Origin of the sequence: Thalassospira profundimaris, from assembly GCF_003326795.1 — a bacterium.
In the GTDB taxonomy this organism is placed as follows: Bacteria; Pseudomonadota; Alphaproteobacteria; order Rhodospirillales; family Thalassospiraceae; genus Thalassospira; species Thalassospira profundimaris_C.
Genome location: NZ_JPWI01000005.1, coordinates 244,986 through 270,689 on the forward strand (window position 1 = coordinate 244,986; position 25,704 = coordinate 270,689).

The 25,704-nt window shown below is 53.9% G+C and carries 21 protein-coding genes; 13 read left to right on the forward strand and 8 right to left on the reverse strand.

Going from position 1 to position 25,704, the window contains the following annotated elements; genetic code table 11:
- The first annotated feature begins 6 nt into the window (after positions 1-6).
- Positions 7-2,142, forward strand: a complete 2,136-nt coding sequence (uvrB, locus tag TH30_RS10380; protein WP_114098013.1) for an excinuclease ABC subunit UvrB — start codon at positions 7-9, stop codon at positions 2,140-2,142.
- 232 nt (positions 2,143-2,374) lie between these two features.
- Entirely contained in the window at positions 2,375-3,070 is a 696-nt protein-coding gene (locus tag TH30_RS10385; RefSeq protein WP_181850222.1) for a substrate-binding periplasmic protein, read from the forward strand.
- A gap of 133 nt (positions 3,071-3,203) precedes the next feature.
- Here the strand turns inward: TH30_RS10385 and msrP are convergent, their stop codons facing one another.
- Complete coding sequence (gene msrP, locus TH30_RS10390; RefSeq protein ID WP_114098015.1) at positions 3,204-4,172, reverse strand: protein-methionine-sulfoxide reductase catalytic subunit MsrP; 969 nt, start codon at positions 4,170-4,172, stop codon at positions 3,204-3,206.
- 224 nt (positions 4,173-4,396) lie between these two features.
- On the opposite strand from msrP, the gene TH30_RS10395 reads away from it, so the two are divergent.
- The 7 genes from TH30_RS10395 to TH30_RS10425 all read left to right on the forward strand — a co-directional run bounded on the left by TH30_RS10395 (position 4,397) and on the right by TH30_RS10425 (position 11,313).
- The gene (locus TH30_RS10395; RefSeq protein WP_114098016.1) at positions 4,397-5,290 is read left to right on the forward strand and encodes a LysR family transcriptional regulator; all 894 of its coding nucleotides are present in this window, start codon (positions 4,397-4,399) and stop codon (positions 5,288-5,290) included.
- An 89-nt stretch (positions 5,291-5,379) separates the two neighbouring features.
- Positions 5,380-6,243: a putative hydro-lyase gene (locus TH30_RS10400; protein ID WP_114098017.1), complete on the forward strand. Its 864-nt coding sequence runs from the start codon at positions 5,380-5,382 to the stop codon at positions 6,241-6,243.
- A gap of 24 nt (positions 6,244-6,267) precedes the next feature.
- A complete protein-coding gene (locus TH30_RS10405; protein WP_114098018.1) occupies positions 6,268-7,320 on the forward strand; it encodes a TRAP transporter substrate-binding protein in 1,053 nt (350 codons plus the stop codon).
- Positions 7,321-7,348: 28 nt separating this feature from the next.
- On the forward strand, positions 7,349-7,897 hold the full coding sequence (locus TH30_RS10410) for a TRAP transporter small permease subunit (RefSeq protein ID WP_114098059.1): 549 nt from the start codon (positions 7,349-7,351) through the stop codon (positions 7,895-7,897).
- Positions 7,894-9,174, forward strand: coding sequence for a TRAP transporter large permease (locus TH30_RS10415; RefSeq protein ID WP_114098019.1), 1,281 nt, complete (start codon positions 7,894-7,896; stop codon positions 9,172-9,174). Before TH30_RS10410 ends, TH30_RS10415 begins: the two co-directional genes overlap by 4 nt.
- Positions 9,175-9,311: 137 nt before the next feature.
- Positions 9,312-9,995, forward strand: a complete 684-nt coding sequence (locus TH30_RS10420; RefSeq protein ID WP_114098020.1) for a DUF2848 domain-containing protein — start codon at positions 9,312-9,314, stop codon at positions 9,993-9,995.
- A gap of 49 nt (positions 9,996-10,044) precedes the next feature.
- Positions 10,045-11,313 (forward strand): amidase, encoded by a 1,269-nt coding sequence (locus TH30_RS10425; RefSeq protein WP_114098021.1) that lies wholly within the window; start codon positions 10,045-10,047, stop codon positions 11,311-11,313.
- Positions 11,314-11,378: 65 nt separating this feature from the next.
- On the opposite strand, the gene TH30_RS10430 is transcribed toward TH30_RS10425, so the two are convergent.
- A complete protein-coding gene (locus TH30_RS10430) occupies positions 11,379-12,347 on the reverse strand; it encodes a PDR/VanB family oxidoreductase (protein ID WP_114098022.1) in 969 nt (322 codons plus the stop codon).
- Positions 12,348-12,487: 140 nt separating this feature from the next.
- Positions 12,488-13,204: a GntR family transcriptional regulator gene (locus TH30_RS10435; RefSeq protein ID WP_220150299.1), complete on the reverse strand. Its 717-nt coding sequence runs from the start codon at positions 13,202-13,204 to the stop codon at positions 12,488-12,490.
- A 173-nt stretch (positions 13,205-13,377) separates the two neighbouring features.
- On the opposite strand from TH30_RS10435, the gene TH30_RS10440 reads away from it, so the two are divergent.
- Both TH30_RS10440 and TH30_RS10445 read left to right on the forward strand, forming a co-directional pair.
- Positions 13,378-14,391, forward strand: a complete 1,014-nt coding sequence (locus TH30_RS10440; RefSeq protein ID WP_114098024.1) for an aromatic ring-hydroxylating dioxygenase subunit alpha — start codon at positions 13,378-13,380, stop codon at positions 14,389-14,391.
- Between the two features lie 141 nt (positions 14,392-14,532).
- On the forward strand, positions 14,533-15,573 hold the full coding sequence (locus tag TH30_RS10445) for a TRAP transporter substrate-binding protein (RefSeq protein ID WP_114098060.1): 1,041 nt from the start codon (positions 14,533-14,535) through the stop codon (positions 15,571-15,573).
- A gap of 134 nt (positions 15,574-15,707) precedes the next feature.
- Here the strand turns inward: TH30_RS10445 and TH30_RS10450 are convergent, their stop codons facing one another.
- The 5 genes from TH30_RS10450 to trxB all read right to left on the reverse strand — a co-directional run bounded on the left by TH30_RS10450 (position 15,708) and on the right by trxB (position 24,110).
- Positions 15,708-16,178: a Dps family protein gene (locus TH30_RS10450; RefSeq protein ID WP_114098025.1), complete on the reverse strand. Its 471-nt coding sequence runs from the start codon at positions 16,176-16,178 to the stop codon at positions 15,708-15,710.
- Positions 16,179-16,349: 171 nt separating this feature from the next.
- Positions 16,350-18,410 (reverse strand): elongation factor G, encoded by a 2,061-nt coding sequence (locus tag TH30_RS10455; protein ID WP_114098061.1) that lies wholly within the window; start codon positions 18,408-18,410, stop codon positions 16,350-16,352.
- Between the two features lie 889 nt (positions 18,411-19,299).
- Positions 19,300-20,697 (reverse strand): adenylate/guanylate cyclase domain-containing protein, encoded by a 1,398-nt coding sequence (locus TH30_RS10460; RefSeq protein WP_114098062.1) that lies wholly within the window; start codon positions 20,695-20,697, stop codon positions 19,300-19,302.
- Between the two features lie 1,177 nt (positions 20,698-21,874).
- Positions 21,875-22,804: a LysR family transcriptional regulator gene (locus TH30_RS10465; protein ID WP_114098026.1), complete on the reverse strand. Its 930-nt coding sequence runs from the start codon at positions 22,802-22,804 to the stop codon at positions 21,875-21,877.
- 355 nt (positions 22,805-23,159) lie between these two features.
- A complete protein-coding gene (gene trxB, locus TH30_RS10470) occupies positions 23,160-24,110 on the reverse strand; it encodes a thioredoxin-disulfide reductase (protein ID WP_114098063.1) in 951 nt (316 codons plus the stop codon).
- 345 nt (positions 24,111-24,455) lie between these two features.
- On the opposite strand from trxB, the gene TH30_RS10475 reads away from it, so the two are divergent.
- On the forward strand, positions 24,456-24,941 hold the full coding sequence (locus tag TH30_RS10475; RefSeq protein ID WP_114098027.1) for an Lrp/AsnC family transcriptional regulator: 486 nt from the start codon (positions 24,456-24,458) through the stop codon (positions 24,939-24,941).
- 456 nt (positions 24,942-25,397) lie between these two features.
- On the forward strand, positions 25,398-25,694 hold the full coding sequence (locus TH30_RS10480; RefSeq protein ID WP_114098028.1) for a hypothetical protein: 297 nt from the start codon (positions 25,398-25,400) through the stop codon (positions 25,692-25,694).
- Positions 25,695-25,704: the final 10 nt, after the last annotated feature.

Below are 25,704 nucleotides of genomic sequence, written 5' to 3' on the forward strand. Positions count from 1 at the left end.
TGCCCGATGAATGCGTTGCCGGAATTTCTGACCAAACGTCGCCCGCCTGTTGAAGGATCGCGCGAATTCAAACTGGTGACAGATTACCAGCCCGCTGGTGATCAGCCATCGGCCATTGCCGAATTGATGGCCGGGATCGAAAGCAACGAGCGTGATCAGGTTCTTTTGGGGGTAACCGGGTCGGGCAAGACCTTTACGATGGCCAATATCATCGCCAAGACCCAACGTCCGGCACTGGTTCTTGCGCCAAACAAGACGCTGGCCGCCCAGCTTTATGCCGAAATGAAGCACTTCTTTCCGGACAATGCGGTCGAGTATTTCGTTTCCTATTACGACTATTACCAGCCCGAAGCCTATATCCCGCGCTCGGACACCTATATCGAAAAAGACAGTTCGATTAATGAGCAGATCGACCGGATGCGCCATGCGGCAACGCGCGCCATCCTTGAACGCAATGACTGTATCATCGTGGCATCGGTGTCGTGCATTTACGGTATCGGGGCGGTGGAAACCTATCTTGAGATGACCCAGCGCATCTCGGTCGGGGACGAGATTGATCGCAACGACATCATGAAGCGTCTGGTGGAGTTGCAGTATACCCGTAATGATGCGGCCTTTTCGCGCGGGACCTTCCGGGTGCGTGGCGATGTTCTGGAAATCTTCCCGGCCCACGCCGAAGACCGCGCATGGCGTGTTTCGATGTTTGGTGACGAGATCGAAGAACTTGCCGAGTTTGACCCGCTGACCGGGCACAAGTTTGCCACCATGGATTCGGTCACGGTCTATGCAAACTCGCACCATGTCACCCCGCGCCCGACCCTTGTGCAGGCGATGGCAGGCATCAAGCAGGAACTGAAAGACCGTCTGGCGCAGTTCCAGGCTGAGGGCAAGTTGCTGGCGGCTGAACGGATCGAGCAGCGCACGACCTTTGATCTGGAAATGATGGAAACCGTCGGGCACTGCAAAGGGATCGAAAACTATTCCCGCTGGCTTTCGGGCCGCAATCCGGGGGAACCGCCCCCGACCCTGTTTGAATATTTGCCGGAAAACGCATTGCTGTTTGTCGATGAAAGCCACGTCGCCGTGCCGCAGATCGGCGGCATGTTCAGAGGCGACTATAATCGCAAATTCACGCTGGCCGAGCATGGCTTCCGCCTGCCAAGCTGCGTTGATAACCGTCCGCTGAAATTCGAGGAATGGGAAGCCATGCGCCCGCAAAGTGTGTTTGTTTCGGCAACACCGGGCAATTGGGAAATGGAACGCACAGGCGGTGTCTTTGCCGAACAGGTAATTCGTCCCACCGGGCTTATTGATCCGGTTTGCATTATTCGTCCGGTCGAAACCCAGGTCGATGATTTGCTGGGTGAGGCCAAGGCATGTGCGGCCAAGGGACAGCGTGTTCTGGTCACGACACTGACCAAGCGCATGGCCGAGGACCTGACCGAATATCTGCATGAACATGGCATTCGCGTTCGGTATCTGCATTCCGATATCGATACGCTTGAACGCATCGAAATTATCCGTGACTTGCGACTGGGCGTGTTTGACGTTCTGGTGGGGATCAACCTTTTGCGTGAAGGTCTTGATATCCCGGAATGTGCGCTGGTCGCGATCCTTGATGCCGACAAGGAAGGATTCCTGCGCTCCAAAACATCGCTTGTGCAAACAATTGGCCGTGCGGCACGTAACGTTGACGGCCGGGTGTTGCTTTATGCCGACAAGATGACTGACAGTCTTGAATATGCCATCGGTGAAACCAACCGCCGCCGTGAAAAGCAGATGGCCTATAACGAGGAACATGGCATCACACCGGAAACAGTCCGCAGCAAGATCAATGATGTTCTGCAAAGTGTTGCCGAGCAGGATTATGTCACAGTCGATACCGGCGTTTCGGGTGATACCCTTATTGGCCATAACCTGCGTGCGCATATCGAGGATCTTGAAAAACGCATGCGTGAAGCCGCCGGGAACCTTGAATTCGAAGAAGCCGCGCGCTTGCGTGACGAGATCAAGCGTCTTGAAGACCAGGAACTTGGACTGGCCGAAGCAGGCCCGATGGCGCGCAGCATCGGAACCGTCGGGCCGGGGTCAAAATCGGCCAACAACCCCAAATACAAAGGGCGTCGTCGCAAGGGCCCATAACATCACATGGCACACCTGTACGATTGTCGGTTGAAAAATATTCGCCTGAGGGAATGTAAGCCTTGGCAATCGGCGGGCTGCAACCCCATCTAAGGATGGGCGGGTATTTTATCGCCAGTTCAAAAGGTTGGTTTACGCCGGGTGGGAGAATATCTTGGTGCCGCGTTTGGTGTCTTGGTGGATATGCTCTGTCATTGTAATGATCGGCACGGTCACTACTGGTCAACCAGTGGTGGCAAGAACACTTGTTGTCGCATTGAACAACGCACCGCCTTATCGCATCATCAAAGATACGGCTTCGGGTATGTCCTATTCCGGCATTTACATTGATGTTGTCCGCGAGGCCGCAAGCCGGGCCGGGATTGATCTTGAATTCGAGGTCGTCCCCTTCAAGCGGGCGCTACATCTGATCGAAAAAGGCAAGGCAGATCTGATGCTTGGTCCGAACCGGACCGATGAACGCCAGAAATACATGTATTATTTCGGTGCGGCATTACCCAATGAACCAAAGGCGGTTTATCTGGAGGCATCCGATGCTGATGTGGTGAGTATCACAGATCTGGGCCAGAAATCGGTCGGCGTTCTGCGCGGGGCCAATTATGGCTGGCAACTGGAAGATGCCAAGGATGTGCGTCTGGTCGAGGCTGTCGATTATGCTGCCTTGTTCAGGATGCTTGATCTTGGGCGCATTGATGCATTGATCGTCCCCGAACTTCAGGGTGTTGAGCAAATCCGGCAAGGGGGCCCGTTCAATATCCGCAAGGCCAGTCTGGTTTTGCAGGGACAACCATCCTTTATCGGGTTGTCGCGCCTGTCTGATTACTACATTGATGGCAGCTTCACCGAACTTGAGCAGGTGCTGGTCAAGATGCGTCAGGACGGGACGTTTGATGCGATTTACGACCACTATGCCCAGCCCGTGGACTAGGCCCGAATGAACGCGCCGGTTCCGCTATGGCGGGGAATGTCATTGAAATCAAAAACGCTGGCGATCGGGAATGATCTGCCAGCGTTTCGGTTTCAGGTATGCCTGAACAGTTTTTGGTCAAGGCAACGACCAATCACATGAACAGCTTTTCGTTTTCCATGCCCTTATACATATCGGCAACATAGTCGCCGTAACCGTTATAGATACGGGTCGGGACACTTTCCCCGTTATTGAGCAGGCGTTCATGTGCCTGTGACCAGCGCGGATGGGGAACTTCGGGGTTCACATTGGCCCAGAAGCCATATTCGTCGCTGTTGATGTCTTCCCAGAAGCTTTTTGGACGCTGGTCGGTAAAGGTAAAGCGGACGATGGATTTGATATTCTTGAAGCCGTATTTCCAGGGCGTGACCAGACGTAAAGGCGCGCCATTCTGCTTGGGCAGTTCTTCGCCATAGATACCGGTGGCAATCATGGTCAGTTCATTGGTGGCCTCGGCCATGGTCAGGCCTTCGATATAGGGCCATGGATACCAGAACTGACGCAGGCCCGGCATGGTGTCTTTCTGGCTGGCGGTTTCCATTTCGACATATTTGGCCCCCGATAATGGCTTGGCAAAATCGACCAGTGCCTTCATCGGGAAACCCGACCAGGGAACGGTCATCGCCCATGCCTCGACACAGCGGAACCGATAAACGCGTTCTTCAAGCGGCATTTTTCGGACAAGGTCTTCAAAATCAATCTCGATTGGGTTTTCCACCAGACCGTCAATCTTGACCGTCCAGGGACGGACATTCATGGCCTGGGCTGCCTGCGAGATCGATTTGTGGGAGCCGAATTCATAGAAGTTGTTATAGGTCAGCGCCTTGGCCTTTTCGGTCAGTTCGCGATCAACCGTATAGGCGGGATTGCGTGATACCGGATACAGGTCTGCGGTGGAGGCAGCTCCCTGTGCCAACGCACTGCTGATTGGCAGGGATGCGGCGGTTGCGCCGATGGATCCGGCAGCGATACCCTTAAGAAACTGTCGGCGGTTTTGGTAAACCGATTGCGGTGTTGTATCACGTTCAGGGATTTCCCAGCCCTTCTTACGGCGTATCAGCATGTCGTCCTCCAATTGCGCACTTGAACCAATGTCCGTGCAAAAGTCGCTTTGGGCAAGTCACGCCTCGGTGATCGGTTAGTGAAATCCCGTTGAATTCACCTGCTTAAGCATTTCTTCCTACGTGGAAAGCAGGCGAGCTGATCAAAGCAATGATCAATTGATCGTGCGAAGTGATCGGATGGCGGATAGAATGATCGCAAACAACATCAATCAGGGTGGTTTACGTGTTTGAGTTCAAGGATATCGAAATTCTTCAGGATATCATCAAGGCTGGCGGTTTCAGGGCCGCGGCCCAGAAATACAATCTGTCGCAATCTGCGATTTCTGCGCGTGTGTCCGGGCTTGAGAAAAAACTGGGCATCATGCTGTTTGATCGCAGTAACCGACAGGTGCGTCTGACCGCGGCCGGTTTGCGCTTTGTCGAGGAAGCCCAGCGGCTTTCACGCGCACGTGATCGCATCTGGCAGGAGCTGACCCATCCCGGCGAACTGAGCGGGACGGTGCGCATCGGGGTGGCGGAAACCATCGTCCATACGCTTCTGACCGACATGCTCAACAAGCTGAAGAACGATTTTCCCAAGGTCCGCTTTGAATTGTCGGTCGATACGTCCGGGCAGCTTGGCAAGGCACTTGAAGACGACGAGATGGATGTCGCGATCATGCTGCGCGAATCCGTTCCGCAGGGTGCGGTAGCAGCCCCGCTTAAACCGGTCGAACTGGGCTGGTATTGCGTCGAAACGATGGAGCTGGGTGACAAACCATTATCGTTAAGCGAACTTGCAGGCCATGCGATCGTGACTTTCCCGAAGGGCACACCGCCGTTTCGCGAGATAGAAAGTATCTTTGCTGCCCCTGATATTTCGCAACCGGCACTCCACGGATCGGCATCGCTTTCAACCGTCAAACATCTGGTGGCGGGGGGCTTCGGTATTGGTGTTTTGCCAAGCCTGATGGTCAAAAATTCCGTTTGGGATGAACACATTAAGCAGATTCCGGTGTGCGAGGAAGCATCGCTGACAGCGCTTCACTTTGTCATCACCTATTACCCGGAACGGAACCGCGAAATTGGCGATGCTGTTCAGGAAGCAGCAAGATTGTTTGATCAAACTGATCGTTAAAAACGATCAAAAAACAGATAAAATGATTTCTTGACAAGATCGGTCCTGTTTCACAATCTTTATAAAGAGGCAGAGAATGGGACTGAAAAATGAACGCGTCAAAAAGCGCCACCCGTTCCGTTGACACCGCGAAGGCAGCCATCGCAGATGTAACGCCACTGGCGTTGCGCAAGGCGATCCGTAGCGGCGAACATACAGGGACGACCACCGGTTATTCATCGGGTTACCTTCAGGGGAACCTGGCGATCCTGCCGGCTGACTATGCAGACGAGTTTCTGCAGTTTTGTGCCAAGAACCCGAAATCTTGCCCGCTGATCGGTATGTCTGAGCCGGGATCGCCCCACATCCCGGCCTTGGGTGAGGATCTTGATATCCGCACAGATCTTCCGGGCTATCGTATTTTCCGTGGCAGCACCGAATTTACCAGCAGCACCGACCTGACAGATGTTTGGCGCGATGATCTCGTGACCTTTGTTCTGGGATGTTCGTTTTCCTTTGAAGCGGCCATCACCCGGGGCGGTGTGCCGGTGCGTCATATGGATGCGAACCGCAACGTGCCGATGTATGTGACCAATATCGAAACGTCGCCTGCCGGTCGTTTCCATGGTCCGCTTGTGGTGTCGATGCGGTCCTTTACGCCCGGCGATGCGATCCGGGCGATCCTGTATTCTGATCGATATCGTTTGGCCCACGGGGCACCGGTACATATTGGTGACCCGTCGCAAATCGGTATCGCCGATATCATGAAACCGGACTTTGGAGATGAACCCGTCATTCATGAAGGGGACATTCCGGTTTTCTGGGCGTGTGGAGTCACGCCGCAGATGGCAATTCGTAACGCCTTGCCCGAATTCGCCATTACGCACGAACCCGGCCTGATGCTTGTGACCGATGTCCTGGCAGAAGCCGCGGAATTTTCCCTTCAGACCAAATCTGAAACAAGCCAATCATAAACGTTACATCAGAGGAGTTTTCTTATGAAAAAGATGGTTTCTTCGCTTTTGGCAGTTTCTGCCCTTGGTGCGGGCTTTGCCGCAACCCCGGCATTTGCCGAAGATCTTTCGGTCGTTGGCAGCTGGAGCAGCCTGCCGCTGTATAAACAGTATGAAAGCCCGTTCTGGACCGAAACTTTCCCGGCGGATTCCAAGGGTGAATTCAATGTCGAGATGACCACCCACGATCAGATGGGTATCGGTGGCGGTGATGTTTTCCGTATCCTCAGCGATGGCGTTTTTGATGTTGCCATGACCGTTGGCGATTATGCGGTTGGCGATGCGCCGGAACTTGAAGGCCTTGACGTGCCGCTGGTCGCAAACACCGCAGCCGAGGCAAAGGCAATGGTCGAAGCAGCCCGTCCGATGGTTGATGATATCTTTGCGGAACGTTTCAATGCCAAGGTTCTGGCTGTTGCGCCGTACCCGCCGCAGGTCGTTTTCTGTGCTGGTGAAGTCAACACACTTGCCGATCTTGAAGGCAAGAAAGTCCGTGGCTCGGGCCGTATGACCACCAAGTTCCTTGAAGCACTGGGTGCGACCGGCGTTAACGTCGCTTTCTCGGAAGTTCCGGGTGGTCTGGAGCGTGGCGTGATTGATTGTGCCGTTACCGGTGCCGGTTCGGGCTATAGCGCAGGCTGGTGGGAAGTTTCCGATCACCTGATGACCATTCCGCTCGGTGGCTGGGATCCGGTTGTGACCGCGATGAACATGGACAAGTGGAACAGCCTGAGTGCCGATCAGCAGAAATTCATCATGGATGAAGTCAAAACCAAGTTCGAAGCACCGGCTTGGGCATCTGCGGCAGATGCGCTTAAAAACGATGTTGCCTGCCTGACCGGCAATGGCACCTGCCCGGCAGGTGAACCGGCGAATATGAAGCTGGTCGAAGTTTCTGATGCTGATGTTGCCAAAGCCAAGGAAATCCTGACCACCACCGTTCTTCCGGAGTGGGCAGAGCGCGCTGGCAATGACTGGGTCAAACGCTGGAACGATAGCGTCGGTGCGACCGTCGGTGTTACCGTACCGCTTAACTAATCAGTAGTGTATGGCGGAGACCAAGATCGTGACCCAAAAACTGATTGCGGCCATCCGCCGCACGAACCGCATTATCGCGCTGCTCGTCGGACTTGTTCTGATGGGCAGCGTGGCCCTGATCATCGCCGAGATTTTGCTGCGTGAAATAGGCATTTCCCTTGGCGGATCGGAAGAAATTTCTGGTTACGTCATGGCGGGTGTTGCCAGCTGGGGGCTGTCATTTGCCCTGACCGAGCTGGCCCATGTCAGGATTGACCTTATTCGACTGAAATTGCAGGAACGTGGCAAAGCGTTTCTGGATCTTTTGTCGATTGTTGCCCTGGCCGGTGTGGCGTCTGTTGTCGCCATTCAATGCTGGCCGGTATTGTCGAAAACCATCCAACGTGGTTCGACTGCCAATACCCCGCTTGAGACGCCGCTGTGGATTCCGCAAGCCATCTGGTTTTCGGGCTGGTTGTGGTTTGCCGTCTGTTCCTGTGCGCTGGTGGTCCTGACCCTTATTCTTTTGATGCGACGCGATCTTGAACAGGCTGATACGCTTGTTGGTGCCCGCTCTGAACTGGAGCTGGAAGCATGATTTTCGCTGTTACGGCATCCTTGCTGGGGCTTTTGGCCCTTTCGATCCCGGTCGGGATTGTTTTGTTCCTTCTGGGGATCGGTGTTGATCAGTTCTTTACCCCGTTCCCGCTGTTGCGCGGGCTTGGGCAGGTTGTCTGGTCGTCGTCCAATTCATCGACCCTGATTGCCATTCCGTTCTTTGTGTTGCTGGGTGAAATTCTGGTGCGCGGCGGAATTGCCGCGAAGACCTATGAGGCCCTTGATAAGTGGTTCTCATGGCTGCCCGGTGGTCTGATCCATGCCAATATCGGAACGGCGACCATGTTCTCGGCAACGTCGGGATCGTCGGTCGCAACGGCAGCGACCGTTGCCACGGTGGCGATGCCACAGGCCGAAAAGCTTGGATATGATCCCAAACTGTTTTCCGGTGCGATCGCAGCGGGCGGTACATTGGGCATCATGATCCCGCCGTCGATCAATCTTATCGTCTATGGATTTTTGACCGAAACATCGATCCCGCAACTGTTCCTTGCCGGTCTGGTTCCGGGGCTTGTGATGGCCGTGGCCTTCATGCTGGTGACAGCGGTCCTTTGCAAAGTCAAACCGTCGCTTGGCGGGCAGAGCCGGTCCTTTACCTGGTCGGAGCGGATCGTCAGCCTGAAGCATTTGCTGCCTATTCTGGTGCTGTTCTTTGTGGTGATCGGATCGATCTATGCCGGTTGGGCGACCCCTACGGAATCCGCAGCGGTCGGTGTTGCAATTGCGCTTCTGATTGCCGGTTTCAACAAGGGTGTTTCCAACGACATGATCAAGCTGTGCCTGCTTGGCACGGTGCGGATTACCGCGATGATCATGCTGGTGATTATCGGGGCCTATTTCCTGAACTTCACCCTGACCGCAGCCGGTATGGGCCGCGAGCTCAAGGAGCTTCTGGTTGGTCTCAACCTGAGCCCGATGGGAACGCTTTTGGTGGTAATCGCACTTTACATCGTGCTGGGCTTCTTCATTGAAACCCTGTCGCTGATGGTGGCGACCATTCCGATTATTGTGCCGATCATGGTTGGCATGGGGTTCGACAAGGTCTGGTTTGGCATCTTGCTGATTGTTCTGATCGAGATGGCTCTGATCACCCCGCCTGTCGGATTGAACCTGTATGTCGTGCAGGGTGCACGCAAGAACGGGCGCCTGTCAGAGGTCATGCTTGGAACCATCCCGTTTGTTCTGGTGATGGTGGCGATGATCATCGGTCTGATTTTCCTGCCCGACCTTGCGCTTTTCCTGCCTGAATATCTCTGAGCAGGCAGGTCTTAGTTCAACGAATGATTGAGGCGGAATACGAGCCGGGAAAGCCGGTTCGTATTCCTGCTCCACGTCCGGTCCCGGCTTCCCCAGCCCGGCGGATGTCCCCAAACAAATGAACCCGGATTACAAAAATGCAGATGAATTTTACCCTTTCGGGCAAAGAGATCGCCTTTGATATCGCCCATTGCACCGTTGCCGGATGGACCGGTCGCGATGCCCATGCCATTCAGCATCATATTGATGAACTTGCAGCAATCGGTGTGAAGCCGCCGTCAAGCGTGCCGCTTTATTACCGCACGGCATCGGGCATGGTGACCCAGCAAGACCGTATCGAAGTTGTCGGCAAAGGCACATCGGGCGAGATCGAACCGTTCCTGATTGCAAGCGATGGCGTGCTTTATCTTGGACTGGCATCCGACCATACCGACCGTGAACTTGAGGCGCACTCGGTTGCCCTGTCCAAGCAGATTTGTGAAAAGCCGGTGGCAAAAGAAATCTGGCGTTTTGACGAGGTCGCCGACCACATCGAACAGATTGAAATGCGGTCCTGGATTTCCGAGCAGGATGGCGATGACTGGGTGCTTTATCAGGAAGGAACAATTGCCTCGATCCGCCCGCTAAGCGACCTGATTGACGGTTCCGGCCTGATGTCATCCGCCCCGGCAGGCAAGGCATCGGTGATGCTGTGCGGCACGCTTGGTGCCAAAGGCGGCGTACGTCCGGCAAAGCGTTTCAAAATGGCATTGCATGATCCGGTTCTTGGTCGCACGATCGAGCATTCTTATGCCATTAATGAACTTCCGGAAATTGCCTGAGCCAGTTTCCGCCTGAAACAAAACGATAAAAGAAGGATGAGGCAGCCAGATGGGCGCGATGATCGACAAGGCACAAGCAGCAATCGACAAGGTCAATGAGCTTGGTGATCTGAAGGGGCAAATCTTTACGGAATTTGACCCGGACCGGATTCTGGCCGCTGCGGCAAAGGCCGAAGAACTGTCTGCTGCCAATCCGGGCTTGCCGCTTGCCGGGATGCTGGTTTCGATCAAGGACCTGTATGATGAAGCAGGCATAGCCACCACAGCGGCGTCAAAGCTTCTTTTGGATCGCACCCCGGCAGATGCAGATTGCGACATTGTACGTCTGGTAAAGGAAGCCGGTGCGATCCCGTTTGGTCGCACGACGCTTAGCGAATTTGCCTATTCCGGTGTGGGGCTTAATCCGCATTACGGGACGCCGGGCAATATCTTTGATGCCGATGGTATTCCCGGTGGTTCGACATCCGGGGGTGGTTTGACTGTGGCCCATGGTCTGGTTGATTTTGCTCTTGGAACCGATACCGGCGGATCAATCCGCATTCCGTCTGCGATCAATGGCCTTTATGGCTTCAAGCCAAGCCGTCTTGGTGTTTCGGGCAAGGGCATTCATCCGCTTGCCAAAAGCTTTGATACCCCGGGCCCGCTTGCCCGTGATCTTGATACCGCGATTGCCGTGTTCGAGGTCATGACGGGTGAGGCGCTTGAGCATGTTGATCCGTCACCACTTCGCATTGGTGTGCCGACCAGCGGTTTTGTCGACGGGCTGGATGATCGGGTGAAGGCCGATTTTGCAACCATCTGCGCGCAGTTGAAAGCAGCCGGGCACGAACTGGTCGAGATTGAGCTTGGTTTCATTGCCGAAAACGCGATCTTAAACAAGATGCTGGTGTCATTTGAGGCGCACGCGATCTATTCCGGCGATTTTGACAAACTTGAAACGGTCGGTGATCCGCGCGTTCTGGCCCGTCTGAAATTTGCCGATACCCTGTCAAAGGACGATATGATTGCGGCCTATGCCAAACGGGTAGATGTGGTTTCGATGTTCAATGCGGCGATGGCTGATGTTGATGTGATGATTGCACCGACCTTGCCGATGATGGCACCAAAGATTGCCGAGGTTGAAGCCGATTTTGACAATCTTAATGCCCTGATGTTGCGCAATACCGGCTATCTCAATCTTGTCGATGCCTGCGCAATTTCGATCCCGGTCCATATTGACGGTGAAACAGTTCCGGCCGCCTTGATGGTTGCAGCCCCACATGGTCATGACAAGCAGGTACTGAATGCTGCGCGTCAGATTGATCCTTTGTTTGGCTAGGTCAAGTCATGCAAAAAGGCCCGGCATTGCCGGGCCTTTTTGTTGCAGATAGCATGTATCAGAGCTCAGAGATCAAGACTGAGACGTCCGCTGCTTTGCATGCGGGATACGCAAATGCACATCTGATCGTTCTGCGCTTTCTGGCTGTCACTCAGATAGGCGTCACGATGGGACAGATCACCATCATGGGACAACACCACCGAGGTGCAGATACCGCAATTGCCTTTTTTACAGTCGTAAAGCGGATCGATCCCCTCGTCGATCAGAACGTCCAGAATGGATTTCCCAACCGGGACGTCAAAGACTTTGCCGCTTTGGGCGAGGTGCACTTCGAAGCCGGTATCGTCAAGCTGTGCTGACGGAGTGGTGAAACGTTCGTAATGGACGTTATCCGGGGCCCAGCGATTGCGGCGGGCTGTTTCAAGGACTGCATCAATCAATCCACCCGGACCGCAAACATAGACATGCCTGTTTGCCCCCGGGGTCCCCAGAAGGGCGGAAAGTGGCATGCCACGCGTCGCGTCCCCGCCATCGAAATAAAGGCTGCAACGACCCTCGGCGCAGTCGAGTACCTCCGACATGAGTGCCATGTCATGATGGTTTCGGCTGCTGTAATGAAGGGTGAAATTCGCCCCGTCCTGTTGCAGCTGTTTGGCCATCGACAGAATGGGTGTGATGCCGATACCGCCTGCAATCAGGATTGTTTCGGTCGCATCCGGATCAAGCGGGAAGTCATTTTGCGGTTCGTCTATTTCGATGATGTTACCGACTTCGAGTGTTTCATGCATGAAACGCGATCCGCCTTCGCCATTATCCTCGCGAAGGACGGCAATGCGATAGAGATCGCTTTGACCGGGATTGATGACGGAATAGGACCGTTTGGCTTGTTTGCCAGTTTCGTCAGTAACGCTGACCTTGATATGTGCACCCGGAGAACAGGGAGGCAAGGTTACAGAGTTATCCGCAGGGACAAGATCAAAGCCGCGTATGCGGTTTGTCAGGTCATGGATCTGTTGAATGACGGCTTTTGGCATGGCGATTTTCCTTCCCTGATCCCCGAATTCTGTTTCGGGTGTGATTGTTGGCAGATGTCATTGGATCCAGATTAGAGCAATTGGATCCAATTTTGTCAAATGCTGTGCGGCAGGTGGATGAAAATCGTCCGGGGCGGCCTTCAGTCTTCACGCTCGATCACGGTGAAATTTTCTGGCATGCCCTGGGTCGGGCCGAGAATATTTGTATAGCGCAGGGCCGCGTTCGCATGTTCCCGCATCAGGGATTCGGCGCGTGCGCCCTGACCGTTGTCGATTGCATCAAAGATGATGTGATGTTGCATGTGGCTGAAATTGAAACGGCGGAATTCACCAGTCATGTCATCACGGTTGAATGCGATGGATGATACTGATGCAAAGGGCAGGTGATCGTTGCGCGAAAGGGCATCCTCAATGGCGTTGTTGCGGCTTGATTCGATGATGGTGTTGTGAAAGCGCATATTGAAGTCATGGTAGTTTTCCATGTCTTCATCAGTCAGATATCCCTTGGAAAACAGGGCGTCTCCGGTTGTCAGGCAGTCCAGAAGGCAGTTGCGTGCCTGTGGGGATATCCCGCGTTCGGTCGCAAGTCGGGCGGCCAGTCCTTCCAGTACGCCGCGAACCTCGATAGCGTCTGCGATCTCGGTCGGGGTGATGGCTCGCACGGTGTATCCGCGCCGGTCACCCTTGCGCAGCAGGCCTTCCTGTTCGAGGGTTCGAAAGGCGATCCGGACCGGTGTTCGGGATACGCCAAGACGTTCGGCAATCGGGATTTCCGCGACGCGTTCACCCGGAGGGAGTTCCCCGTTGGCGATCATTTTTCGCAATGTGATCAGGACTCTCTGGCCGTGTTTGGTCATGCCGCTTTCCATCTTTGTGATTGGTCGACGATCATAGTTCAGATCGGTTTGGCAAAAAAGCGTCTTGCCAAATTGGATCCAATTTGATTACTTTTGGAACTATAACAAAATGACGGGTGGATAAAAATCTACCTGAGAGTAGTCGATCCGGCTTTATGCCAAGGGAGAGAAAAATGTTCCTGCGTAACTTCTGGTACGTAGCGGGATGGGATGGCGAAATCGGTCGCAAGCCTGTCGCGCGTACGATCTGCAATGAAAATATCGTCCTGTATCGCCGTGCCGACCGTTCACTGGTCGCGCTTGAAGACAGCTGTCCGCATCGGTTGTTGCCGCTGAGCCAGGGCTATGTCGAAGGTGACCGGCTTGTCTGCCGTTATCACGGGCTTGAATTTGATGGCGAAGGTGCATGTGTTCATATGCCCAACCAGCAGAGCATTCATCCGGAAGCTTGTGTGCGCGCCTATCCCGTCGTTGAAAAGGACCGGTTCGTCTGGGTCTGGATCGGTGACAAGGAAAAAGCCGACGAAGCACTTGTGCCGGAAATTCCGCATGCTTCCGAAGAAGGATGGGTGTTTGACGGCGGCACCTATGACGTCAAATGCGGGTACGAGCTGCTGGTCGACAACCTGATGGATCTTAGCCACGAGACATATGTGCATCCGTCAAGCATCGGTCAGCTGGAAATCACCGAAAGTCTGCCGACCACGCGTTCGGATGATACCAGTGTGACGGTCGAACGCTGGATGGAAAATATCGTGCCGCCGCCCTTCTGGGCAAACAATCTCAAATCCAAGGAAATCTGTGATCGCTGGCAGATCTGTAACTTTACGCTGCCATCGAACGTTATGATCGATGTCGGGGTTGCGCTTGCCGGGACCGGTGCGCAGCAGGGAGATCGGTCAAAGGGCGTTACGGGGATTGTTGTCAACTGCATGACCCCGGAAACCGAGACCACGTGCCGTTACTATTGGGGCATGGTGCGCAATTTCGACACGCACGACCATGGGCTGACGGAAAACATCAAGGATGCGCAGGCAAAGGTCTTTTATGAGGATCTTGAAGTGGTGGAAGGTCAGCAGGCCAATCTGTTGCGCCACCCGGAGCGCAAGCTTTTGAACTTTAACATCGATGCAGGTGGCGTGCGTGCGCGGCGCCTGATCGAGCGGGCACTTGCTGCCAATGCCTAGCTGCTAAAGAAAGAGGAACAGGCATCGAATGCGCCTGTTCAAACAAGAGAGAAGTAGCCCAGCATCATTTTTATCGCACCAAAACCGTGTCAAGCGGGCGGGATGCTGGGTGATTTTCAGGGAAAACGTCTGAGGTTGATCATGTTAAAACGCCTGTTTGTTTCGGCAGCTGTTGCTGCCGGCTGTCTGGCCAGTGCGCTATCTGCACAGGCTGAACCGGAATTCACCTTTGTCCTTGAACATGTGCTGGGGCCGAAATCAACGGCACAAACCCAGTTCCTTGAGCCATGGGCAAAACGGATCGAAGAACAATCCGATGGCCGGATCAAGATCGAGATCTATCCGGCCATGTCACTGGGTGGCAAGCCGACCGAACTTTACAGTCATATTCGCGACGGTGCTGTCGATCTTGGCTGGAGTGCACTTGGCTATACGCCGGGTGTTTATCCCCGCAGCGAAGTTTTTGAGCTGCCATTTGTGCATACCGGTAGTGCCGCGGTCACCAATATGGCTATCCAGGAAATCTATCAGGACTACCTGTCTCAGGATTTCGCGGATATCAAGCCGTTGTTGATTCACACACACACCGGGCAGGCGATCTTTACCACCGAGAAAAACATCCAGAGCCTTGCAGATGTAAAGGGCATGAAGCTTCGTGCGCCGTCGCGTACAGGCGCATGGATGCTTGAAAGCTGGGGTGCGCAGCCTGTCAGCATGCCAGTACCCGATTTGCCGCAAGCCTTGTCGCTTGGGGTGGTCGACGGTGCGCTGATCCCTTATGAGGTCGCCATTCCTTTCAAAATTCAGGATATGACGAAATATTCGATTGAGGGTACAGACGGTGTGCGTTTCGGAACCCTTGTCTTCATGTTTGCCATGAACAAGGATCGCTATGAAGCTCTTCCCGACGATCTGAAGAAAGTCATTGATGACAATTCGGGGACGCATATCGCCAAGGAAATTGGTGATGCATGGGACGCGATTGAACCGCGCGGGGCTGATATCTTTGCCAAGTCGGGTGAAGTCATCCGGCTGTCAGCGGAAGAAACCGCGAAGTTCGAAGGCAAATCAGACGAAGTCATTGATCGCTGGGTTGCCGAAATGAACGACAAGGGTGTCGATGGTGCAGCCATCGTGGAAGCCGCCCGCAAGGCAATCGCCAAATACAGCAATCAGAACTAGGAACAGATCCAGGTAACCGGTTAGCTCCTTTGCCGGTTACCTCTTTGTGCGTGACGACATGATGTCTTTGCACGCAAAACGGCCCGGGACTTCCGGGCCGTTTTTTTTGTTTGATATCGTGATGATCGCGATGATCAGCCTTCAAGCAGGGAGCGCAGCATCCATGCGGTTTTTTCGTGGACCTGGATGCGCGTGGTCAGAAGGTCTGCGGTGGCATCATCGTCGGAACTGTCGCAGATCGGATAAAGCGAACGGGCAGTTTTGATTACGGTTTCATGCCCGGTCACCAGTTGACGGATCATGTCCTTGGCTGCCGGGACGCCTCTTTCTTCCTCGATCGAGGAAAGTTCGGCATAGGCCGAGAAACTGGCCGGGGCAAAGGCACCAAGCGAACGGATACGTTCGGCGATTTCGTCAATTGCGGTGGAAAGCTCGGTATATTGTTCTTCGAACATGGTGTGCAGGGTCTGGAACATCGGGCCGGTGACATTCCAGTGGAAGTTATGCGTCTTGAGATACAGCGCATAGGAATCAGCCAGAACGCGGCCAAGGCCGTCGGCGATCGCAGTGCGGTTCGTTTCGTTAATTCCGATATCAATCTGCATTTGCTAGCTCCTTTCGTCAGGGGTGGGGAGCCCCCGAAGGTTTACTGTGTCTCTCTGTTTGGAAAGACTATGAAACACGACGAAAATTTACGCCAATCAATAGTTTAATGATTTGCAATAGATCAACTCTATTACAAGAACTGTGGTTATCGCATTTGCCGATGATGCCTCCTATTTCCCGTCAATCGCATGTTGGGATACGACCATGTCAGCCTGTTTTCCGGTCAGTTCCTGCATATGGGAATAACGGCGCGTGAAGAAACCGGTTCCCTGTGTCAGGGACCGTAATTCCGTCACCATGTCGGCGGTTTCCGAGGTTGGCATTTGCACCTCGATTTCGTCCCAGCCCTGCCAGCCATCCTTGGCGTTAAAGCCCAGTATCTGCCCGCGCCGGGTACTGACCAGACGCTGGGCCTTGGAGGTGAAATCAGACGGGATTGAAATCGTACAATGATCGACCGGTTCCAGCAGGACCGGACCGGCAACTTTAAGGGCCTCGGTAATGGCGATGCGACCGGCCATCTGGAAGGCCTGATCGGAACTGTCGACCGCATGGAAGGACCCGTCGACCAGCTTGACGGCGACATCGACGACCGGGAAGCCAAGTGAACCTGACCGCAATCCGTCGCGGACACCTTTTTCAACGGCCGAGATATATTGTCGGGGAATGGCGCCGCCGACGATATGTTCGGAAAATTCAAAACCGTCCCCGCGGCCCTGTGGACGCAATTCAATAGCCGCATCACCGAATTGTCCATGGCCGCCGGTTTGCTTTTTATAGCGCCCGCGTGCAGATGACAGTCTGCGGATGGTTTCCTGATACCCGGTCAGAACCGGGGTTGTGGCAATTTCCAGATGATAGTGATCGCGTAACTGGGCCAGGGCACATTGCAGGTGGATATCGCCCTGTCCGGACAGGATCAACTGACCGGTGCTTTCATGATGGCCAAAGCCAAGGGATCGGTCCTGTTCGCAAAGATGGCGAAGGGCCTCGGTCAGTTTGACATCATCGCCGGGCTTGGTGACTTCAAGCCCGGTTTCATAAAGCGGGGGCAGGGGATCGGGCCACAGATTATCCATAAGGCCATCGGTGCCGATCAGGGTTCCGGTCCGCAAATGTTCGGTCCGCGGCAGGCCGACAATTGCGCCCGTGACACCACGTTCAAGCTTTTCGTGTTTGTCAGCAATGACAGAACAGAGGCCAGAGACCTTGTCGCCGCCAAAGACATCACCGTTTTTAACCTGTCCCGAAAGAACACGGGCAAAACAAAACCGTCCGGCATGTGACAGGTGGACGGTTTTGAAGACTTGCAGAACAGTCTGGCTATCGTCGGGATCAATGCCCAGGCGATGGGCGCATACGTCTGATGACGGGGCCTCGTGACGGAGTGACTTGAGAAGGCGGACAATACCGTGATCCTGTTCGGCAGATCCAAAAAAGACCGGTACGATCAGATCCTTGGCCAGATCCTGTTGGAGATTGTCATAGATGGTGTCCGGCGCCGGTGTTTGATCTTCGAGAATTTGTTCAAGCAGGTTGTCATCAAAATCGGCCAGTGTTTCCAGCAGTCCCTCGCGGGCTTCGCCTTCTCGGGATTTGAGGTTTGAAGGCATGGTGATCAGCTTGGATGGCTGACCTTCGAGATATTGATAGGCGCGTTCGGAAACAATATCGACAAAACCGGTGATGGTTTCATCATTTCCATCTGCTTCGCGGATCGGGATTTCGCGCAGGACCAGCGGACGTTCAGAGATCGATTGCAGGGCGTCAATATTGTCGCGCAGGCGGATGCCTGCATGATCGGTTTTGTTGATGAAGACCAGATGTGGAATGCGGTTGCGATCAAGAAATTTCAGGATCGGGGCCACCGTCATGACCCGGCCGGGGTCGCAATCGATCACCACAATGGCAACATCGCAGATCATGGCGGCTTCGCGGGCATCCTGGGCAAAATCAACCGAACCGGGACAATCGATGAAATGCCATTCCTCGCCCAGATAGCTTGTCTGTACGCAGGTCAGTTCGGTGCTCATTTCGCGGGTTCGGGATTGCGGATTGTTGTCGCCAACAGTGTTGTGATCACGAATGGTTCCCTTGCGGTGGATGCGCCCGGTGGCGCAGAGCAAACTTTCAAGCAAGGATGTCTTGCCGCTGGAATAGGGGCCGATCAATGCGGCCACGCGCGGCGGATGCGGGTGGGATGATGATGTCGAACGGGCAGTATCGGGCATTGATATCTCCTTGATCAAGAAGACCGATATCCCATGGAGCCGGATGAAGCTGGCATCGGTTCCACGTTGCTGCGGCGTCGGGCCGCCGGTCTGGACGTTTCGGATGCCCGGTTTTGTCCGGGTTGTCATTCTGTGACGGGATGCGACTGTGCCCTGGAACAAGGCTGTTTCAAACGGGCCAGCGCCATGCGGAACAGATTGGCGCGATGATGGTTGCCCGGTACACCCCATAAATAGATCAGGGCTGGGGTCAATAGTATCAAGGGGTTGGTGTGAATGTGCCTTGGTTTAAACACAATTCGCCCCGAAATGGCCTAATCAGGCCTGTTTTCCCGCCTTGTTTACAAGTCATATTCTTTATTGTCAGTCGAGGATATGGCCAGTCAAATCTGTCCCCCCTCACAAGGCTCGGCCGGTTGTTTTCAGGTTCGTTCCCCCACCTGAAATGCCGCGACTGACATGGTCTCCCCAAGACCGTAATGACCCCGAATAAGTTGGGGCGGGTATATCCCGCCCCTTTTTTTTGTTTCGGGATCAGGGCAATGGGTGTTGCCGTAATTGCCCCAATTTGCCCGCAAATGGTCATCAAGCACGGATTTTTCGGCCCCAATTACATGGCAAATTTCTAATTATCGGAAGCGCAAACATCGATGCAGTGCACTCCCTCACGACGCATCGGGGCCCGGTTGAACGTTTCTTCCCCCGTAACGTTCTGACCCCACGGGCAAGGCAACGCTTCTGATCGGTCTCCCCAAGACCATCTGTCCCCAAAGCCCGGGTGAGCCCCAAGCTCCCCGGGTTTTTTTTGTTCGGATACGGACATTTGGACATCGTCTTGTCCGAGACAGGATGTCGAAGGCATCAAACCTTTGTGCTGCGCGCAATTTGCTCAGGCGCTGCGGGTACTTTGCCCATTGGGTGTATCGGACGTATCGGACGCAAGGGAGGGCAAAGGACCGGGAGGAGCGATGCCAAACAGGCGGGTTGGCTTTTCGCGTCCACGCAAAGTGGCCTCGCCCCGATAAATCCATTCCGGAATGTCGGCATGATCGCCACATGTGTGCATGGTCGTCTCGGTCGCAAGGATATAGCTTCCATACTGCTTGTTCATGTTTTCAAGACGCGATGCCACATTGACGGCATCGCCATGCACGGTGAACGTCAGGCGGCTTTCCGAACCGACCGCACCAATAATGATTTCGCCGGTATTGATCCCGCACCGGGTTTTGATCTTGCCGCCGAATGAATAGACCCGGCTTTCGGATATGTCCTGAATGGCCAATGCTGTGCGCACGGCATTAAGGGCGTGATCGGGGTCGGGCGTGACGGCGTTGAAGGTGATCAGCATGGCGTCGCCTTCAAACTGGGTGATGACGCCGCCAAAATGGGAGATCACCGCATTAATCTCGGTGAAATATTCGTTGAGCATGGTTGCCAGTTCTTTTGGCGTCAGCTTTTCGGCTATCGACGAGAATCCCTCAATATCGGTAAACATCACCGTCGCGGTAACGGCTTCACCGTCGCCGGGCTTGATTTGCTGATCCGCATGGGTGATGCGATCCGCAATTTCGGGGGAGACAAAGCGTGACAGATCGCGTGCGGCGATTTCATCGGTGACGGCCCGGATAAAGGATCGTTTGGCGCGCATCACGGCAATTGCCAGCACAAGGGACACCAGAAGGATTGCGATGATCTTGTCGATCTCGGCCCCGATCAGGATCGAGTTTGACGTCAGATACATCACATAGTCACGGGTGATCATGGCTTTGCCGCCTTCGCTCCAGACCGCATAGGTGGCAAGAGCAAGCCACCCAATTGCCGCAGTTGCACCGGCAATCAGAATGTAGCGCGGATCAAAGCGCAAACTGCGCAACGAGATGAAGATAAAGACATACATCATCGTCGGTGCTTTGAGATAGAAGCTCGCGGGCTGCATGTACTGGATATGGAAACTCCAGATCAGGACCATCAAAAGCCCGATATCGGCAATCACCGATAAAGTCAGGAACCAGTCGGTCAGGGCATTGCGATAGGCCAGGGCAAGCCGTTTAAGAGTGAACAGATAATAAAGACCCAAAGCCCAGGGAACGGGGTGAATGCCGTTGCTCATGGTGGCACTTGGCGAGATGGCATAGAGACTGGCAAAGATGGTCACGAGTAGCAACTGAACCCAGCCGATCAGTTTTTCGCTTTCGTGCTGTTGCTTGTCGATTGCGGCCTGAACACGTTCGGGCAGGTGGCTGTGGGTTTTCTTGCCAAACAGGAATGCGCCAAGTGTGCTTCTCATTGTGCGTGGGTTCCCGGTTTCGGTGGCTGGTTTGCATTCCACCGTATCACTTCGCATGGCTCTTGAACCAGCGATCTTGCCAAAGGGCGTCATCTTCCGGTGATCGGGGGATGCGTTTGCCTGCATCTTGGTGCAGCAAGTAATTTTTTGGGAGGCCTGAAAAAGGCAAAAAAAAAGCCGGGCAACAAATGTGCCCGGCAAGTTTATCAGGGAGGCTTCACGTCTGGGAGACGTAGGACCCTTCGCAGGGCCCTGGGTAAGCCGGACAGGGCGTCCGGCTAAGACCGAAAATTCGGTCAGGGAGAAAACTCTGTACCGCGGTGCGGTGTGTACCGCTGCGGTTCGAAAGGAAAGATAGCGTTTTTGCCGGGAAAGACCACTGCCAAATTGCTCTTTCAGCCATGCAAAATCTGCATAAATGTTGGGCGAGGCGTTGTTGTCATCTAACATATTGATAAAAAAGAGAAATATTTGGTTTAATCGTGTTGCTTGCTTGAGAAATGAGCAGGAACCGGGAGATTTTGTTGTGCAGGAGCAAAAAAAAAGCCGGTAGCAGGGGGGGGAGCTACCGGCAAAGATCAACAGGGAGGCTTACGTCTGGGAGACGTAGGGAATCTTGGGGAAGATTCCGATGTTGGATATCGTTCCAACGGACGGATCATGCGGAGATCAGGGAAGCTGAAGCGGTTTCGCTTTCGCGCTTGCTCACAACTTATGATGCAAATATACGAATGCTTATCTCTAATTTAAAATAGAATAATATCAGACCAACCATGCATATAGCGCATGGCAGAAAAATGTCAGTAATTTTAAGCAATTATGACGTGCCCCGCGTCTGACGCATCTTCAAACAGGTGAATGTGGGCGTGACTGTTACCGCTTATCCAAGCATTTTTGCATGAAACTCTTGATTGGGATTGCCTGAAGGTTGCGGCTTGTTGAGAAATGATGCCTAAAAGTTGCGGGGCTAGGGGTGCTATATGAACCTGCCGGATCAGGCGATGCAGGACTGTGAACTGAATAAGCAGCTTAGGCAGGCGCGTCTCGGCTTGTGTCAGGCTTCAGGTGCCATGCAATTGGCTGTCCTTTGGGGAGTCGTCAATTGTTTGCGTCATCCGCAAGACAAAACGGCCCGGAAAACCGGGCCGTTGGTAATGTCATATGGCAGCGGGGCAGGTTATTTATCAGTGCTGGCCGATGTTGCGGCGGCGGCTGCCTTTGCCTTGACCTTCGAGATTTCCTCGATCAGGAAATCGCGGAATACGGCAATGCGTTTTGAATGACGCAATTCTTCAGGATAAACGAAATAGGCGTCAAAACTTGGTCCTTCGAGTTCCGGCAGAATGCGGACCAGATTGCTGTTGGTCGGCAGCAGGTAGTCTGGCAGGGCCGAAATGCCAAGACCGGACTCGGTCGCACGGAAAATCCCGTAGATATTGTTCAGCTTCAGGATCGGGCGCATGTCCGGTTTGAATTGCTGCGCGGTCGCCATCATCCAGTTGACGTTTGAAACTGGCGGGCGCGCATCGGCACCATAGATGATCAGACGGTGATCCTTGAGATCTTCGGGCGTCTTGGGCATGCCGTACTGCTTGATATATTCCGGCGATGCAAAGACGTGATAGCGCAGTGTCATGAGCTGACGCTGGACCAGGTCGGCCTGACGGGGCGGCTGCATACGGATGGCGACATCGGCCTCGCGCATGGCAAGATCGAGTTCTTCGTCATTAAGCACCAGCGACAGTTCGATTTCCGGGTAGCGTTCCAGGAATTCATTGATGCGCGGGGTCAGCCAGGTCGAACCAAAGGCAACCGTGGTGGTGACTTTCAGCGGGCCGCTTGGACGTTCCTTGGATTCCCGAATGCGGGCCTCGGCCATCGATAATTTGGCAAAGACGTCATGCGCAGTACGATAGAGAAGTTCACCCTGTTCGGTCAGGATCAGGCCACGGGCGTGACGATGAAAGAGCGGAACCTTCACACTTTCTTCAAGTGCACTGATCTGCCGGCTTACAGCCGACTGGCTCAGATTAAGGTTTTCCCCTGCGTGAGTGAAGCTTCCGGCTTCCGCAACAGCGTGAAATACACGCAGCTTGTCCCAGTCCATAGACCCGCTCCTAGATGTCACTGCCGCACGGTTCTGCGCCAGTCCCCTGATAATACTTCTCTTCTTTTATGGGTAATTTGGTTTCAACACTGTTAAGCGCGTCACACAAACGACCCAACCGCACAATTAATAACCAATATGAGGCCTGCAGCATTTTCTGCAAGCAGGCATTTTCCCATTATTCATTTTCAAATATGGGCGTTTTTTGTGAAATGTCAGGCAATTGGCCGGATCAAAGCAATTTGGAACCATGAAAAAAGGGGATGCAAAAATGCATCCCCCAATCTCGGTCCGAGCCACTTGTCATGGATCGTATGCGTGTCCCGGATTTGTCAGGGCGCGCTTCGCGTCCCGATCATGCTTCGTGTTCAGCGATGAACTTTTCAGCTTCAAGGGCGGCCATGCAGCCCATGCCAGCCGCGGTCACGGCCTGACGGTAAACCTTGTCGGTCACGTCGCCTGCGGCAAACACGCCCGGTACGTTGGTAACCGTACTGCCCGGCTTTACCAGAACATAGTTTTCGTCATCCATGTCGACCTGGCCTTTGAAAACTGCGGTTGCCGGATCGTGACCAATCGCAACAAAGAAACCATCGGCCGGAATGTCGGTGACTTCGTCGGTTTTAATGTTGCGGACACGTACCGCCTCGACGCCATCCATCGGGCCGTCGCCGCCCAGAATGTCGTCAACAACACTGTCCCAGACCACATCGATCTTTTCGTGTTTCAGAAGACGCTCCTGAAGCATCTTTTCGGCGCGCAGTTCATCGCGGCGGTGGATCAGGGTCACCTTCGAGCAGATCCCGGCAAGATAGAGTGCTTCTTCAACGGCGGTGTTGCCGCCGCCAACAACCGTGACCGGTTTGTTGCGATAGAAGAACCCGTCACAGGTTGCGCACGCCGAAACACCGCGACCGTTGAATTTCTCTTCGCCCGGGAGACCAAGCCAGCGCGCCTGTGCGCCGGTCGAAATGATCACGGTTTGCGCAATATAGGTATCGCCGGAGTCGCCTTTGCAGACGAACGGACGTTTGGAAAAATCGACTTCGGTAATCAGGTCATGCACCATTTTGGTGCCGACATGTTCGGCCTGTGCCTTCATCTGATCCATCAGCCATGGACCCTGAATGACATCGGCAAAGCCCGGGAAGTTTTCGACATCGGTGGTGATCGTCAACTGCCCGCCCGGCTGAAGGCCCATGACCATCATGGGTTCAAGGTTGGCACGTGCGGCATAGATTGCCGCTGTGTAGCCAGCAGGGCCGGAGCCGATGATAAGGACTTTGGTCTGATGTTCCTGGGCCATGTTCTTTGTATCTGTCCGAGATTGATAAAAGCTGCCGTCGAACATATGGGCAGTCTGAACAAGACGCAACCGCTTCACGTAAACTTTGCCTGCGCAAAATGGCGTTTTTTGAATGGTGAAATTTTACGGTCGAAACAGGTAGTTTTGCTATGGCCTTGAAGGACACGGACAAGGCCGGTTTTCGAGGCGGTCAGGGGGGCCAAAAAGCGGTTTTTACTGCATTTTCAGTTACGGCATCCAAGCACAAGATTGCATTCCTGATCGGAATATATTATTGCCAGCAACTTGCCTCGCTGTAATATTGTTTCAATCGGGGTAACTTTCGCGCACAGAATCGAGGAATAAATGCAACGGGTCAAACTCGACAAGATCGACCGCAGAATTTTGCGCGATCTACAGGAAGATGGCCGCATGACCAATGTGGAACTTGCACGACGTGCAGGTATCTCGGCCCCACCCTGTTTGCGTCGTGTGCGCGCACTCGAAGAAACCGGCTTTATTCAGGGCTATCATGCCGATGTTGACGCGCAGGCGCTTGGTTACAATGTGACCGTGTTTGCGATGGTCGGTCTTGCAAGCCAGGCCGAACATGACCTTCGCGCATTTGAATCCCGTGCCGCGAACTGGCCGGAAGTTCGCGAATGCCACATGGTGGCAGGCGAGATGGATTTTCTGCTCAAGATCGTTTCACACAGCTGGGACGAGTATCAAAAGTTCCTGACCACGGAACTGACCGTTGCTGAAAACGTCAATCACGTGAAGTCGGCCCTGTCGATCCGAACTGCGAAAAACATGCCCGGTGTTCCGATTGATATAGATGCCGAAGACTGAGCCCCGACGGTCTCGCGAAGCTTCATGAACCGGTGTCGATCAGACACCGGTTTTTTTGTGCCCGGAGTTCGTGCCGTGGCCACTTCCTGCAGACGAGGTCCGAGGCCACCTGTTTGCGGTTTATGCCATTCGCTCACATCAAGGGTGGCATGCGTCAGAGGAGGGGCGTTGGGGTTCTTCGGTAGCTGGTTTTGGCTGTCGATTAAGTATTTGAAATAAAATGTTTAATTCAAAATTCGGCAGGAATCTGGTCTAAATTCTGTCAGAATAACCCCACTAAACGTAAGGATGAAAATCCTTGTAAAGGCTGTCGTTTAACCATACATACCTTTGTACCTATACTAATGGGATAGTTATTATATATAAGGGTAATAGTTGGAAGCGTTCAAAACTCTCCACAAAACCAGAGACATAGCGACCACAACAGAACCCGGATGGTCGGGAATTGTGCCAACAATGATGTTCGCCCTGGCGGGGGTATTGTTGCTGGTGTTGCTGTCATACCGTCCGTCGGACGGGATGGCAGGTGTCGGTATGGTTTTCCCGCTGTCCCTGTCTGAGGATGAAATCCTTTCACAGGTCGGTGCGGCGGGTGGTCGTGTGGTCAGGTTTGGTGGTTTCGGGCATATGGCTGTTGTCGTTCGTGATGATGGCATGGTGCCCAAGGCCGACGATTTCGGCGCGATGTTTGCCCTGTCTCCGCTGGTTGCTTCGGTATGTTTTGACTCTGGCGAAACCAGTAACCCTTTTTGACGTTTGGGTA

Bases quoted from the DNA above. Each gene is read 5' to 3' on its own strand.
- uvrB (WP_114098013.1), top strand. From the start codon at position 7: ATGAATGCGTTGCCGGAATTTCTGACCAAACGTCGCCCGCCTGTTGAA.
- msrP (WP_114098015.1), bottom strand. From the start codon at position 4,172: ATGCTGATACGCCGTAAGAAGGGCTGGGAAATCCCTGAACGTGATACA.
- TH30_RS10400 (WP_114098017.1), top strand. From the start codon at position 5,380: ATGAACGCGTCAAAAAGCGCCACCCGTTCCGTTGACACCGCGAAGGCA.
- TH30_RS10405 (WP_114098018.1), top strand. From the start codon at position 6,268: ATGAAAAAGATGGTTTCTTCGCTTTTGGCAGTTTCTGCCCTTGGTGCG.
- TH30_RS10415 (WP_114098019.1), top strand. From the start codon at position 7,894: ATGATTTTCGCTGTTACGGCATCCTTGCTGGGGCTTTTGGCCCTTTCG.
- TH30_RS10420 (WP_114098020.1), top strand. From the start codon at position 9,312: ATGCAGATGAATTTTACCCTTTCGGGCAAAGAGATCGCCTTTGATATC.
- TH30_RS10425 (WP_114098021.1), top strand. From the start codon at position 10,045: ATGGGCGCGATGATCGACAAGGCACAAGCAGCAATCGACAAGGTCAAT.
- TH30_RS10430 (WP_114098022.1), bottom strand. From the start codon at position 12,347: ATGCCAAAAGCCGTCATTCAACAGATCCATGACCTGACAAACCGCATA.
- TH30_RS10435 (WP_220150299.1), bottom strand. From the start codon at position 13,204: ATGACCAAACACGGCCAGAGAGTCCTGATCACATTGCGAAAAATGATC.
- TH30_RS10440 (WP_114098024.1), top strand. From the start codon at position 13,378: ATGTTCCTGCGTAACTTCTGGTACGTAGCGGGATGGGATGGCGAAATC.
- TH30_RS10445 (WP_114098060.1), top strand. From the start codon at position 14,533: ATGTTAAAACGCCTGTTTGTTTCGGCAGCTGTTGCTGCCGGCTGTCTG.
- TH30_RS10450 (WP_114098025.1), bottom strand. From the start codon at position 16,178: ATGCAGATTGATATCGGAATTAACGAAACGAACCGCACTGCGATCGCC.
- TH30_RS10455 (WP_114098061.1), bottom strand. From the start codon at position 18,410: ATGCCCGATACTGCCCGTTCGACATCATCATCCCACCCGCATCCGCCG.
- TH30_RS10460 (WP_114098062.1), bottom strand. From the start codon at position 20,697: ATGAGAAGCACACTTGGCGCATTCCTGTTTGGCAAGAAAACCCACAGC.
- TH30_RS10465 (WP_114098026.1), bottom strand. From the start codon at position 22,804: ATGGACTGGGACAAGCTGCGTGTATTTCACGCTGTTGCGGAAGCCGGA.
- trxB (WP_114098063.1), bottom strand. From the start codon at position 24,110: ATGGCCCAGGAACATCAGACCAAAGTCCTTATCATCGGCTCCGGCCCT.
- TH30_RS10475 (WP_114098027.1), top strand. From the start codon at position 24,456: ATGCAACGGGTCAAACTCGACAAGATCGACCGCAGAATTTTGCGCGAT.
- TH30_RS10480 (WP_114098028.1), top strand. From the start codon at position 25,398: ATGATGTTCGCCCTGGCGGGGGTATTGTTGCTGGTGTTGCTGTCATAC.